Source organism: Nostoc sp. UIC 10607 (genome assembly GCF_047228265.1).
Lineage (GTDB): Bacteria > Cyanobacteriota > Cyanobacteriia > Cyanobacteriales > Nostocaceae > Nostoc > Nostoc foliaceum_A.
Window position 1 is genome coordinate 41,373 of record NZ_JBIQNW010000007.1, and the last position, 14,573, is coordinate 55,945.

The 14,573-nt window shown below is 45.3% G+C and carries 10 protein-coding genes; 5 read left to right on the plus strand and 5 right to left on the minus strand.

Annotated elements, in window-relative coordinates:
* Positions 1-46: 46 nt before the first annotated feature.
* Positions 47-1,267, plus strand: coding sequence for a DNA cytosine methyltransferase (locus ACEYW6_RS08795; RefSeq protein WP_412979402.1), 1,221 nt, complete (start codon positions 47-49; stop codon positions 1,265-1,267).
* 303 nt (positions 1,268-1,570) lie between these two features.
* Entirely contained in the window at positions 1,571-3,370 is a 1,800-nt protein-coding gene (locus tag ACEYW6_RS08800) for an N-6 DNA methylase (RefSeq protein ID WP_412979403.1), read from the plus strand.
* Here ACEYW6_RS08800 and ACEYW6_RS08805 read toward each other — a convergent pair.
* Positions 3,367-4,677: an IS701 family transposase gene (locus ACEYW6_RS08805; protein ID WP_412979404.1), complete on the minus strand. Its 1,311-nt coding sequence runs from the start codon at positions 4,675-4,677 to the stop codon at positions 3,367-3,369. The genes ACEYW6_RS08800 and ACEYW6_RS08805 overlap by 4 nt on opposite strands.
* A gap of 110 nt (positions 4,678-4,787) precedes the next feature.
* Between ACEYW6_RS08805 and ACEYW6_RS08810 the strand changes: the two genes are divergently transcribed.
* The 3 genes from ACEYW6_RS08810 (at position 4,788) to ACEYW6_RS08820 (ending at position 9,789) form a co-directional block, all read left to right on the plus strand.
* Positions 4,788-5,120, plus strand: a complete 333-nt coding sequence (locus tag ACEYW6_RS08810; RefSeq protein WP_412979405.1) for a hypothetical protein — start codon at positions 4,788-4,790, stop codon at positions 5,118-5,120.
* The gene (locus tag ACEYW6_RS08815) at positions 5,117-6,304 is read left to right on the plus strand and encodes a restriction endonuclease subunit S (RefSeq protein ID WP_412979406.1); all 1,188 of its coding nucleotides are present in this window, start codon (positions 5,117-5,119) and stop codon (positions 6,302-6,304) included. The genes ACEYW6_RS08810 and ACEYW6_RS08815 overlap by 4 nt, the downstream gene beginning before the upstream one ends.
* 215 nt (positions 6,305-6,519) lie before the next feature.
* Entirely contained in the window at positions 6,520-9,789 is a 3,270-nt protein-coding gene (locus ACEYW6_RS08820) for a type I restriction endonuclease subunit R (protein WP_412979407.1), read from the plus strand.
* A gap of 47 nt (positions 9,790-9,836) precedes the next feature.
* On the opposite strand, the gene ACEYW6_RS08825 is transcribed toward ACEYW6_RS08820, so the two are convergent.
* From ACEYW6_RS08825 to ACEYW6_RS08840, 4 genes are read right to left on the minus strand one after another with little or no spacing between them, the layout of a single operon-like run.
* On the minus strand, positions 9,837-11,285 hold the full coding sequence (locus ACEYW6_RS08825) for an SAVED domain-containing protein (protein ID WP_412979408.1): 1,449 nt from the start codon (positions 11,283-11,285) through the stop codon (positions 9,837-9,839).
* On the minus strand, positions 11,282-11,752 hold the full coding sequence (locus tag ACEYW6_RS08830) for a Mov34/MPN/PAD-1 family protein (RefSeq protein ID WP_412979409.1): 471 nt from the start codon (positions 11,750-11,752) through the stop codon (positions 11,282-11,284). Before ACEYW6_RS08830 ends, ACEYW6_RS08825 begins: the two co-directional genes overlap by 4 nt.
* Complete coding sequence (locus ACEYW6_RS08835) at positions 11,730-13,496, minus strand: ThiF family adenylyltransferase (RefSeq protein ID WP_412979410.1); 1,767 nt, start codon at positions 13,494-13,496, stop codon at positions 11,730-11,732. Before ACEYW6_RS08835 ends, ACEYW6_RS08830 begins: the two co-directional genes overlap by 23 nt.
* Positions 13,496-14,503 carry an SMODS domain-containing nucleotidyltransferase gene (locus ACEYW6_RS08840; RefSeq protein WP_412979411.1) on the minus strand — a complete coding sequence of 336 codons (1,008 nt, stop codon included), beginning with the start codon at positions 14,501-14,503 and terminating at the stop codon, positions 13,496-13,498. Before ACEYW6_RS08840 ends, ACEYW6_RS08835 begins: the two co-directional genes overlap by 1 nt.
* Positions 14,504-14,573: the final 70 nt, after the last annotated feature.

The following is a 14,573-nucleotide window of genomic DNA, read 5'->3' on the forward strand; positions in this document are numbered from 1 at the left end:
TGTCTTTAAAGCCAAGTGCAAGAAGTTAACATTAATTAGAATCTCAATGAACTCAACAGCAACAAACAAAAAAATAGCTGTTAGCCTATTCTCTGGGGTGGGTGGATTTGATTTGGGATTTAAAGCAGCAGGATTTGAAATCGCGATCGCCATTGATAATAATCCCATTGCCCTAGCAACATACCAACATAATTTCCCGCATGCCACAGTCTTGTGCAAAGACATTCGGGAGGTGACAGCGGCAGAAATACGTGCCTGTATTCAGGCGAAGTATGTAGATTGGGACGGGGAAATTCATACCGTTTTTGGTGGCCCACCATGCCAAGGATTTAGCGTTGCCGGACTGCAAAATGTTGAAGATGAGAGAAACTCGTTGGTAGGGGAGTTTGTACGGCTGGTGTTGGAACTCAATCCCCTAGCTGCAATCATGGAGAATGTGCCAGGCATTAAAAATCAGAAGTTTGGCTGCATTACTGCTAACCTCCAAGCAGTGCTAGAAGAACATTATTTTCTCTCAAAATGGAACCTGAACGCTTCAGATTACGGAGTTCCGCAAGCTAGAAAAAGGGTCTTTTTTGTTGCATCTAAGTTTGGAGAAATTATACTGCCGCAGCATCAACCTCAACATACAGTTAGAGATGCGATCGCGGACTTGTTGCCAGTTCCCCTACTCCCCAAGCAAAACACTCAAGAATGGCATCCAGATTGGGTGAAGGGAGAATATGCTAAGTATCTTGAAAAAATATTCCCAAATCTTGGTATAGTAACTAACATTGAGACGGGATTCGCAGCGACAACACATACACCAGAAGTAATTCAGCAATTCATCAACACTCCCCCAGGTACAAGGGAAGCTAAATCCAAATCAAAGAAGCTGCAATGGGATGGATTCTGCGTAACGTTAAGAGCCGGGAGTGGCAACCGCACCGCATTACGTCCCCTGCATCCAGTACAACCACGGGTTATCTCAGTTAGAGAAGCTGCTCGTTTGCACAGCTACCCCGATTGGTTTAATTTCAGTGAGGCAACACTCCACGCCCAAAGAGAAATCGGAAATTCGGTACCCCCATTGCTTGCATATGCTGTAGGAATGCAAGTTAGGGAACATCTAGAATGCTATATCAATTATCAAATTAAGTGCCAAAATAGGCATTTTTGCCAATTTTTAACAATTTATTGCAATTTTAAAAGTATATTTATTTTTGTCAATGAAATGCTGTCTTTAAGCGGGTTAAGCAAAATCAGCAAAGAGCGATCGCCTCCATAATTTGGCTAAAAGAAAGCAAAATTTGTCACTTGTCTGTAGATCTGGCGAGATAATAATGGACGCTCTGCAACGGCAGTTCGAGGAGTTGGCAGCCAAGAAGGGCATTTCTGACAACCCGGAGGGGGCTTTTATTAATTTCGTTAGGAAGAAGGTGGCGAAATCGGTTTGATAGGATGCAAACCCAAAAATTAACGATTATCTTAAAATTTCTCCTATCCCCTGTTTCAAGGGATCATGACATATGGGAAGCCGTTCTACGCATCGCAACGTCTACCATACAACTTTAAGGTACGATTAACAGGAATGATGAACATTAGCGAATTAGAGTCTTCCCTATGGGAAGCTGCTGATCAACTGCGTGCCAATTCCAAACTGACAGCGACCGAATACAGTATGCCTGTGTTGGGGCTGATTTTCTTGCGCCATGCGACCAATCGCTTCGAGATCGTCAAAGCTGAGATTGAGAAGACGTTGCCATCCAGGGGCGGTAAAAAGCGCGACTTGACAAAGGACGACTTTACCGGGAAAGCGGCCATCTTCCTGCCAGCGGAAGCCCATTACGATTTCATCCTGAACCTGCCGGACAATGCAGACAGGGGAACGGCTATCAATACCGCTATGAAGCTAATTGAAAATCAGTCTTCCATGCTTCAGGGCGTTCTTCCCAAGGAATACACCACTTTCGATAAAGACCTTCTGCGTGACCTGGTGCGGATTTTCGCGCGGGAGGAGCTGCGGACAGCCACAGGAGATATCTTCGGGCGAATCTACGAATACTTCTTGAATAAATTTGCCATGTCCGGCGCCCAGGAAGGGGGTGAGTTTTTCACGCCGCCTTCTTTGGTGCGGACAATCGTGAATGTTATCGAACCGTCAAAAGGGATAGTCTTTGACCCGGCCTGCGGCAGTGCGGGTATGTTCGTGCAAACGGGGTATTTCGTTGAACGCTCAGGCGATAATCCTTCTGAGAAGATTACATTTTATGGTCAGGAAAAATCCGAGACCAACACGCGGCTGGCTAAGATGAACCTGGCTGTTCATGGCTTGGATGGCGATATCCGGTTGGGCAACACGTTCTATGATCGCCGGGAAGACCTGATCGGGGCGTGTCACTATGTGATGTCCAATCCGCCGTTCAACGTGGATGGAGTAAGCCCGGAGAAGGTTAAAGGCGATGCCCGGCTCTTCACCGAGAAAAAGATCCCAGGCATCAGTATTAAGACCAAAACCGTCAGCAACGCCAATTATCTTTGGATTCAGTACTTTTACAGCTATTTGAACGAAACAGGCCGGGCGGGCTTTGTCATGGCCAGTTCCGCTTCCGATGCGGGACATGGCGAAAAGGAAATCCGCCAGGAGATCATCGCCACAGGCGGTGTGGATGTGGTCATTGCCATCGGCACCAACTTTTTCTACACCCGCCCTCTGCGTTGCACCCTTTGGTTTTTTGACCGGGGAAAGCCGGCAGAGCGTCAAAATAAAACGTTGATGATCGATGCCCGTAGCATACACCGGGTTATCAGCCGCAAGGTGCGGGACTTCAGCGAAGAGCAGCTTCAGAACATTACAGCGATCGTTTGGCTGTATCGAGGAGAGCAGGATCGGTATCTCAACCTGGTGCGCGGCTACCTGGTGGAAACGCACCATCAGGCCAGCCAGATTGAACAAGCCGTGAACGGGCTTGATGAATCGGTTAATGCTTTGACCCAAGCGCTAACTGCTTTTGCTGCTCAACTGGCTAACACCTCTACCGACGCTATTCAGCAAACGCTGTTTGATGACGAGTCGGTTGCACTGATCAATGAAGATTTGCAGGCGTTGCAGGCCGTGTTAGCAGAGCAGGCGGACGCATGGACGGTACTGACGGATGAAAGGCAAAGCCTCCTCGCTGATCTCAAGGCGCACTTGGCATGGTTCACGACGCAGGCTGAATCTTTGACCAGCAATGATGCCCAGAAAGCCTGTGACGAGAAATTTGAACCTTTCGTTACCCGGTTGAAATCAATCCAGAAACATATTAATGAAGTTCACAAGCTGACATTCCGCGCCTTAGACTTGGCGCAGAAAAAGCTGGCGGCGAATAACCCTCTTTTGTCACTCTAGGCAGAGGAAAAGTAGAAATAAGGAATATTGCAGTTTTGAAAAATCGAACGAGTTAGGTTGTTGACGAGCATTTGAAGTTGAAAAAATCCCTCAGATAATTTAGGAACTGTAAAGACTTTTAGCCAAGGTTTAATTAAGTTAAATAGTACAAATGGTTGAAGTATCAAACGGAGGTTATTCAGAATACTATTCCATCCATTACCTTTATCCCACCAAGGATGAGATGAAAAATTAGATTCAGATTGTGGTGGTAATTTTAGCAGTTGTTCTGAGTGGAGACTAACCAACAGATAGGCACTAAAAACAATTTCCCACCATTTTTCTATTTGCTCATACTTAGTTAGGCGAAAATCAGCCCATCCTAATTCATTTTTACTTTGCTTTAAGCCATATTCAACCCAGGTTCTTAAACCATAAAAATTACCAACTTCTCTGGGTGTAATCTCTGGAAACTTACTCATCACATACCAAGTTGTATTTTTTGGTAGATTTTCAAAATCCGTTGTAATTTGCCAATATCTAATTTCCGGATGATCTCCACAGACTATCTCTCTGATATATCTGTTTTCTGAACTTAAATCTGAAAAAACGCGCTTGAATCTTTGCCACTCTGAATACTTGACTTTTGAGTCTGTAACTCCCCATGCTTTGTGATTCGAGCGGATTGCTACTATAAAATTCAGATTTAATTCATTTAATAATTGGATAAAATTTTTACTGCTTTCCCCGTATAAACTATCTGCGAGAACAAGATTAAATCTAAAACCCATAGTTCGCAATTTTTTTATCATCTTTGCCGCGATTTCGGGTTTGGTTAAATATTTATCCCCTGGTAGTAGCCTTTCTCTCGGTTTATAGACTTCAAATATTAAAGGAAACGTCATACCAGACAAAACGCCATATGCTGTAACTGCAACAATACCATTGTCTGTTTTACCTAAATTTCCAATATATTGTCGTTTGACGTAATCCGTTGTCTCTCCTTTTTTCTTATCCCCGGTTTCATCAATAATTAGTACTATTGGGCGACCTTGAAGTACGTATAATATTAATTCTAATCTTTGTTTCCTTAATTCTTCCACATCCCAAGGTGATTCTGTTAAGAAATGGTGTAATGGTTGATGATTCTCTAGCCCTACAACTTTTGCTATCGACGGTAGAGTTTTACGTTTTATATCCGATACTATACCCATGTGTAGATACTTAAAAGCCTCAAAACTTCTAACTTCTGGGAATATGTTTTGATAAATTTGACAGTATTCGTCTATAAATTTGACTGTGGGTATTGGCTCACGAGGCTCTACCATAATACTGACCTCAGTTCTGGGGTTTGCTCTTGATTATACTATGGCGAGAGTGATAAAAAAGGGATAAGGTCGCAGGCTGGGACAGCAAACAGATCCGCCAGCAGCGGGACATGCTCGATAGCGCCCGCGATGCTGCTATCAACGCGATCAAGAGTACCTTGTACTTCAATTCCCAAGTACTATGGCTTCAATCCCGCTTCCCCCAAGCGGCACTTGTTGATGTGCCTGGCTTGTGCCGCGTCGTTACCCGTAACGACATTGACCAGAATGACAGCAGCCTTACCCCAAGTCGTTATGTTGGTCTAGCTTTACCAAATAATGAAGAAGAAGAAGAGTTTGAAGAGAGATTGCAGGATATTCACATACAGCTTGCTGGGCTTAACGAAGAAGCCGCAGAATTGGCTAAAAAAATTCAATTGAACTTTGAGGAATTGTTAGGATGAACTGGCAAACTATTCCATTAGGAGAATTAGCCGAATTTCGCAATGGCATTAATTATGACAAGAGCAGTTTCGGGCAAGGATTAAAAGTTATAGGTGTTGCAGACTTCCAAGATTATACTAAACCGCATTATGAGTCTTTAGAAGAAATTAACCCTGAAGGAGTCGTAAGAGAAGAGGATTTGCTTCAAAATCTAGATATATTATTTGTAAGATCTAATGGAAATAAAGATTTGATCGGGCGAAGTATGCTTATTGATTCACCACCTGAATCAATAACATTTTCAGGTTTTTGCATCCGCGCACGCTTTAAAAACAATGATGTAATTCCCCAATTTTACGCTTATGTTTTTAGAACTGACATTATTAGACAAACTCTTTCTGCTTACGGTAGCGGTACTAATATTTCAAATCTTAATCAAAAAATACTTAGTTCTCTAGAAGTTCCAATTCCTCCAAAACAAACTCAGCAAAGAATAGTTGAATTTATTTCTGCTTATGATGATTTTATTCATAATAACAACTGCCGAATTGCTCTTTTGGAATCATCAATACAACTTATATACAAAGAATGGTTTGTAAAGTTGCGTTTTCCAGGATATGAACAGATAAAGATAGTTGATGGTATACCGGAAAAATGGAGCTATCAACCTTTAGAAGAAGTTTGTCATATCACAATGGGACAAAGCCCCTCATCAAATTTCTATAACACATTGGGACAAGGCCTACCATTTCATCAAGGAGTTAAAGATTTTGGCAGTCGATTTGTTGAACATGAAACATTCTGTACTCAACCAAATCGCATTGCAGAACAAGATGATATCCTTTGTAGCGTTCGTGCTCCTGTCGGAAGGCTGAATATTACTTTGGATAAAATCATTATAGGAAGAGGATTATCTTCTATTCGTAACCGTAGAGGTTATCAGTCTTTTCAATTTTATCAACTAAAATCTCATTTTTTTCAGGAAGATATGATTGGTGGTGGAACAATTTTTGATTCTGTTACCAAGAAACAACTAGGTCAACAGATGATGTTGGTACCGACAGACTCTGTTTTACAAGCTTTTGAAAAAATATCAAAACCCGTGGATGAACAGATAGTTAACCTCTACTTACAAAACCAAAAGCTTCGTGAAGCCCGCGATCAGCTGCTACCCCAACTCATGAACGGCAGTATCGCGGTTTAAGATTCGTTTGGAGAAAAACCTAAGAACAGTTTTTCTTCATGATTTTCTTTAAAGCAGATTTCAGCCGCGCTTAGATCTGCTGTTTAGGTATAAAACGAATCTACACCACGGTACAATGGGGATGCTAACAGGCTGCTTATTAACATAATTTTCACCATTCAACGATAATCGGTAGGTGATGCCAATAATACCGAATGGGGTGGGAATACTAGTGTATGAATGACTGTGCGCCAGCCGCCCCCCTGCCGATGAGTACCGAGTATTCCGAAGACCGTCTTGTCCAGAAGACCACCGCCGATTTCTTTGAGCAAGAGCTACAGTGGCATTCCGTTTATGCCTATGACACTGAAATCTTTGGCCCCACCGGTACTTTAGGACGGAAGGATGATCGGGAAGTGCTCCTGTTCCGCTATCTGCGCCAAGCGCTGGAAGAGCTGAATCCTGGTCATCCCCTTACTGCCTACGATGATGCAATCGGGCAGCTGGCAACCTTCACCTCGTCAAAAACCCTGCTGCAAATCAACCAGGAAAAATACAAGCTGATCCGCGACGGCATCCGCGTGAGCTATCGCACGCCGCAAGGCGAAACGAAGGAACCGATTCTTAAGGTTATTGATTTCGATCAGCCTGAGAGAAATCACTTTCTGGTGGTGCGGGAACTGTGTATTAAAGGCCCCCTTTATGACAAACGCCCTGATATTGTTGGCTTTGTCAATGGAATCCCGCTGCTGTTCATCGAGTTGAAGCGCAGCAACAGGGATGTTCAGGTTGCCTACGAGAGCAATTACACCGCTTACAGGAACAGCATCCCGGAACTTTTTCACTACAATGCGATGGTGATGCTCAGTAACGGCATTGATGCCAAAGTGGGCAGCATTACCAGCCCTTTTGATTTTTTCCATGAATGGCGTCGGTTGTTGGAAGAGGAAAAAGGTCGCGTCCACTTCGAGACGATGCTTCGAGGCATATGCACCAAGAAGAACTTTCTGGACATCGTTGAAAACTTCATTGTTTTCGATGACAGCAGCGGGGCAACCTACAAGATCCTGGGGCGCAACCACCAGTACCTGGGCGTGAACCGCGCTTTTACGGCCATTCAGGATCGAAAAGTGCGGGAAGGCAAATTAGGCGTGTTCTGGCACACGCAAGGAAGCGGCAAGTCCTACTCGATGGGCTTTCTCAGCGAGAAGGTTCATCGCAAACTGCCGGGAAACTTTACTTTTCTTATCGTCACGGATCGCGAGGAGCTGGACGACCAGATCGTTCGCACTTTTGCCGGCATTGAGGCGGTGCGCGATGATAGCACCCAGGCTGTCAGCGGTGACAACCTGATTGCGTTGTTGAAAGGCAACCCTCGCTATGTCTTCACGCTGATTCATAAATTCAACAAGGAAGGGCAGCATTACAGCGATCGCGACGATATTATCGTCGTGTGTGATGAAGCGCACCGCAGCCAATACGGAATGCTGGCCGAGAATATGCGAAAGGGCTTGCCCAATGCGTCTTTTATCGCCTTTACCGGCACACCGTTGATGGCGTCCGCCGAAGACCAGAAGACACGCGACGTGTTCGGTGATTATGTTTCCACCTACGATTTTCAGCGGGCTGTCGAGGACGGCGCGACGGTGCCGCTGTTCTACGACAATCGAGGGGAGAAACTGTTTTATGTTGACGATGACCAGCAAAAGCAGGTGGCAACACCCAGTGAGCTGAATGAGCGGATAGCGGCGGAGGTTTCACGGTTTGACCTTCATGAAGAAGATGAGCGGCGGTTAATGCGACGCTTGGGCAGTGATTATCCTATCCTGACCGCCGAGAAGCGGCTTGACCGGATCGCCGAGGATTTGGTGGCCCACTACACGACACGCTGGCAAACCGGCAAAGCCATGATGGTTTGTCTCGATAAACTGACGACGGTGCGGATGTGGCACCTGATTGATAAACATTGGAAGAATGCGATCGCACGCCAGGAAGAGCGTGTCAGGCAGGCCATTGATCGGCAGGATCAACTGGAACAGCAGCACCATTTAACCTGGTTGATAGAGACGGAGTATATCGTTGTCGTCAGCGAAGACGGGGATGAGGTCAAATTTTTTGAGGATTACGGCTTAGATATTCGCCCGCACCGCGCCAAAATCAAAAACCGTGATTTGGAAACCGAATTCAAGAATTCCAAGCATCCTTTCCGCCTGGCGCTGGTTTGCGCCATGTGGCTGACTGGGTTTGACGTGCCGACGCTCGCCACGCTGTACATGGACAAGCCGATGAAAGGGCACACGCTGATGCAGACGATCGCCCGCGCCAATCGGGTAGCGGAAGGCAAGAACAACGGGCTGCTGGTGGACTATAACAGCATCCTGAAAAGCCTTCAGGCCGCTCTTGCTCAGTACGCCCGCGCCGACGGCGGCAGCGAAGGAGGGGATGACGGTAAGGCACCTTACAAGGATCTGGACAAGCTGCGGGATGATTATGTCGCAGCGCTTCAGGACTGCATCAACCACTTGGCCAGCCTGGGGTTCGATTTGCAGCAGCTGATTGATGCTGAGGGATTCGACAAACTCGCTCTGCTGGATAAGGAAAACGAGGATTCCGCTTTGAACGCGGTTTGCAAGAATGATGAATCCCGCGCCCGCTTCGAGGTCATGGCGCGGGAAGTGGTGAAGAAAAAACAAGCGCTGGTCAGCGAATCGAAGCTGACACAGCCTTACCAGCCTCAATACAACGCTATTCAGGCTATTTATCAACAACTTAACCAAAAACGGGAACTCTCGCACGACCTGAATGCTGTCTTGCGATCGCTCTATGATGTTATCGGCAACGCCATCACCGTCAGCGAAGCGCATGAGCCGGGGGCGGATTCCGGCAAGCTTTACAACATCAGCGAGATTAACTGGGATTTGCTGCAAGCGGAATTTTCCCAGTCCAAAACCAAGAACGTGCAGGTGCAAACGCTGAAAGAAGGGGTTGACCAACAGCTACGGCGTATGATTCGGCAGAATCCTTCCCGGATTAATTTCTACAACCGCTATCAGGCCATCATGGAAGAGTACAACCAGGAAACGGAGCAGGTGACGATTGAGAAAACCTTCGAGGATCTGCTGAACCTTGTCAAAGACCTCTCGGAAGAAGACAGCCGCGCCGTCCGCGAGGGGTTGAATGAGGAATACCTGGCTGTTTTTGATCTGTTATGCGAGAAGAAGGAAAGTCTAAACGCCCAAGCCCGGAACCGGGTGAAGAAAGTTGCTCAAGATTTGATTGAAGCGCTGAAGGCTGAATTGCAGAAATTGGAGAACTGGAAGGAGAAGCAAACAACCCAAGCCCAGGTAAAGACCTTCATTTACAACTACCTTTACAGCGATGATACCGGCCTGCCCGTTGACGCTTATGACGATACCGAGGTGACCGATTTATCGAATGTGGTTTTCCTGCACGTCTATCAGCAGTATGAAAGCGCTCAACGGAATCCTTATACAGGGGTGGCTTGAAACGTTAATTTTATAGGTTATTGAAAAATAAAATATATTTCTCAATATTAAGTTGCCTTTATACAGCATGTTGGTTGATAGATAGCTGTGTCAATGCGTTCATAGCACTGGATCACAGAAGTTGCATTTAGCCGATGTCCGAGAAATAAGGCAAAGTGAGCAGGGGTAGCTAAGAAAAGATGCAAAGTTTTAGCACCCGTCTTAGTTAGAGCCTCAGAAATTGCTAATTTTGCGCTTCGCACAGCTGCATTTGCATGTTTTGGCGAAAGAATGGCACTGTTTCCTTGAAGGCTCAGACAAGGCATCTGGTTACCGATAGCAGCAAGGTATGCTGTTACATCTGATCGAATATCATGAATAATGCTGAGGCAAACAGCCAAGTTTGAATTAATACCATCAGGTGATATCAAATTCCAAACATAATCAGGTGTATCAGTATCTGGGTGAGCATCTGTTGCCCAAGTTTCTTCTCGATAATGAAAATTAATAGTAAAGCCACTTACGGCATTAAAAACTGATCCGATTGCCAAACTTGCCGAAAGCCGTCTTTCACCTGTGAGAAGAATTTGCCGTTGCCGTTGAGAGGTAAGTATCCATGTGCGTGTCGCTTGCAAATTGCTGACAAGGACTTGATTCCATACTTCCGATGGTGGATAGTTTCGGCTGGTGCCTCCTGAGAATTGAACCCAGTTAAACTGTAGCTCAACAGGCAGTTCCCATCCGTCTTTTGGCGACTGACTTATGGTATGAATATGAATCGGCCGCTCGAACCATGAATTGTCTGGTAGGTAATTTGCTATTACTTCTTCTAACTCTTGCCGCCGAATTGGTTTGGCTTTACGACTGCTAACTAAAGCTGCCAGATCCTTCCATGTTCCTTCTGCATGTTTGCGTGAAAGGTTTTGAAATGCCGGAATGTGATGTTCAAGCGATTGACGAAAAATCTCAAAAGCTAAGGATTCTGCTTTTGGTAGATCATCGTCAAAAAATACTTTTGTAAATATAAAATGTGCCAATTTCTCATCTTTTTCAAGCTTAATGACGGTCTCAACAAAAGCTTGATAAGAAACATCTTGTACGGATGCTGCGCTTTCATAAAAGGGAAAGGCATTCCGCACGCGGCGCAGTGCGGCAAGCATTGGTTTAAGTATATCGGAAACGCCAGAACAAACTAGGGTAAACCGATGATAAGTTCCTGGGTGCCCTTGATCCATTTGTTGAAAATGCTCAACTTCCGGCCAAAATTCTGATGGTGTAAGTTTGTGGTTCTTATACTCGACAAACTCTCTAGTTATTCCAATCTCAGGTAGAAAAAAACGCGCTTCTGCATCACCAAGCGCTTCACGTATAATTTCACTGAAACCATTACAAGCTAACCAATTAGGAATTTGTGCCAAAATTAGGTGTTCTTGAAATTTAAACCCACCTTCAGCGATATCACCGCCTGTTGCTGTCGCATCCAGTAACGTAGGTACAACATTTTTTTTAGGATTCATTCAGCGTTCTCCAATTTAAATTCTGCTTGAAATGGGGTTTGTTGAGGAACAAAAACAGTTAAGGTTGATTCCAATGTTTCAGTCGCGTTGAGGCGCACAATCAGCAGGACGAGAAAGTTCGCACCTACGGTTGGATCGTCAAGCATTTCCCACATAGTATGGATGTCTCGGACACTCGGTTCAGTACAAAAGGAAGGGTGCGAATGCCATTCGCCCAGGTAGTTAAACCGTTGATATTCATGGTTGGTGCGCTGAAAAAAGCGTTTAAGAGGAACAACCGTTGAAGAAATGCTACGAATGAAGGAGGCAAATGCTCCCCCCTGCTGTTGAATAGTCAGATCAACAATTCTGAAGCAATCAGTTTCCAGACACTCCCCCATTAAAATCCCACCGATTTCTTGATGACCAGCTTTACGCAAAGCACGAATAAGTTTGGATGCTATCTTATTCGGTAGGAGGACTTGCATGTTGGGTTGCCTCCATAAGGCCGAAAAGAAATTGGGCATTTTCAGCAACGATTTCAGACGCTGGCTCAATCGGCGCTTGCGGTGATGCTGATTCAGCTATATCGATAGGAATTGTATGAAACGGCTCATTGAAGATCCATCCCCGCTTAAGACCAATTAGGTACATGGGGTAGGGGAATGCTGATGGTTCACGTTCACTTAAGAAATCAAGCACCATGCGGCTTGCATGATTAGCAATTACTGCTACATCAGCATCTGATGCAATCAACGGTTCATTGTCTCGACTCATAGTGGTGTAAGGTGCTGAAGTAACAGGCGGAGGAGTCTCGATACCAGCAGTGAATGCGTGGTAATGTGCTCTCATTAGCGGGGGTGTAGGCTCTTTACCCGGACGATACCTCGCAACCATTCCACCAATTCCGCCTGCGTAAACTTCAAGCCATAGAAAACCCCGCTTGCTTTGAACCGCTATCATTGACAGTTGATTAAATGCTGCTGGATTTGCCGTTGCATCAATAATTAGATCGCACTTGCTTAAATCTTCCAGAGCGCCAGCTACCGCTGCTGTGGATTCTTGTCCAGAAAGCTCTAAATTCCAATAACTTACTTTTATAGCTGGTGATATCAACATCAGTTGATCTTCGATTCCAACCACCTTGTGTCCACCTACGTGCCGCCAATCAAGGATATGACGGTGAATATTACCTGGTAAGAATACATCTCCATCGACCAATACAAAATGATTAATCCCTGAGCGTGCCAGGGAAAGAGCGATTTTGCTGCCAACAGATCCTAATCCAACCACACCTACTTTTTTGCCTGACAGCGTGTAAACATCAGGGCCAAGCCTTATATCAGGTTGCTCATTCTCAAGAGTAACACTATCGAAACGTCTGAATTTTATGCCTCTTTTCCCTGGCAGACGATAGAGATGGAGCTTTCCGGTTATGTCTTCAATAAGAAGAATTTGATAGTCATCTGGCTGACTCAGGGCTTTTTTCAAATCTTCTAAAAAAGTCTCATATTTGCCAACAGCGTTTTTAAGTGCTTTAATTCCAGAAGCTTGCAAATCTTTCGTCTGGATTTGCGATCGTAAAAAGAAACCACGCCAGACCACGCTATGTTTTTCGAGGCGCTGTGGCAGGATTTTATCCGCCCATATATCACCACCTTCGGGTTCCATATCTTTCACAAAAGCCGTTATGGAATCTGTTTGCAAAAGTACCATCGCACTGAAGGCACCTGCCGTTTCCCTTGGCAGATTTGTTAAGTGTTGCAACAGGGATGGTGTCGCAAGAAAGCGGTACGTACTGTAACGCATTTCCTGACCGATGGTCGCACAATGACGTGAGGGAGCAATGGTGATTGTTGCCGAACCTTTTGGGTTTTCTGTGTGAAGGAGGTTATAAACACTGGTTATTACTTCAGATCCTGTAATCTCTGGAAGCCATGTATCCGGCCCCCACTCAAGACAAAGCTCACCGCCAGGTCCATACTGATGCAACGACCACAAAGCGCCTTGTTCCCTTGGTTTCACTGTTGGTGGGTTAGCAGGAAAAGTCGCGGGGTAAACCATTTGTATGGGGTAGAGATAACCATGCGCTTCAATATCTGCATCAATACAAAGGGCGGAACCTTCCAGTTTCCAACTGATGCCTTTAAGCCAGTTTACCGTTGACTTCAATTCCTCTATGGCGGTTCGCTCCTGCTGAAGCCGTGCCATATCATTGAGAAACCATACCATTATGCAAATCCTGCGGGCTTATTTGGTTGCACTGGTCTATTAGGGAAAAATAGTGGTTTTACAGATACTGCATTTCCGAGTAGGTCCGTGGATTTGAGGATTTTGGTAGCAGGGAAGCGAAGGCCAAAAATATCTCGCCATAACTTAGTCATTTCTTCAGGGTCTTCTTCTTGTAATGCTAATCGTCCTTGTGCAGCATGTTCCTGAGCAAGGTTGACGTACTTTTGAAAATCCTCGTAGGAAATGCCGCTGGCAACCGAGTTGCCCGGCACACCAGGATCAGCAATCATGGGCACCCGCCCCCAAGACAAGTATGGTTGATAGCGTGTGACGATATTTTCCAATGTTTTGACGAACAACTTACCGTAGTGCGTTTCTTGATAATCCATGCATTCTGCGGTGATGCACTCAATAACAAAGCCTTTGGGATGCCTCTCAGGATACCGCTTGACCTCCTGGTTATGCCGACGCCACCACTTCATTAATTTGACGAGAGGTTTAAACCTTCCGCCAGCAGCATCATTAATCTGCGTAGTCCATGCAGTATGCATTGGCGGGTTTGTAGGCAACCACTCTACCAAAGTGCGATCAGGAATCAAAAAACCGCCGCTACTGTAATCTTTGATAATCGGCACAACATCCATGTCAGCATAACCTGTACTTACGCCCACGGAGCGGTCTTGCGGGCGAATTTGCTCATAGCCATCCGCGATTGCATCGTAAAGTTGGTCAACAACTTTTTTGGGACAATCAGCCGTTGTGTAATTCGTCACAACGATGATATCGACATCTGGCCGTTCAAGATCGCCATTCTTAAGACGAGGGCGGATTGCAGTATCTCGTTTATAAGAGCCAGACAGGAAAGTGCTTATATGAAACTTTTTAAAAGTTTCATGATAGTAGAGAAAATCGCGCATTGCTGTGTGTGCTCGAATTGCCCGCGTCACCGTCGTTGGGCTTGGCTCAATATCTTGAAGAAGCTCTGTAAAGCGGGCGTTAGGAGTCATAGTAACACGTATAAGTAATTGATAATAGCAGCTTTTTCTAGAGCTTGCTGCGAGTTGGGTTTACGATTAT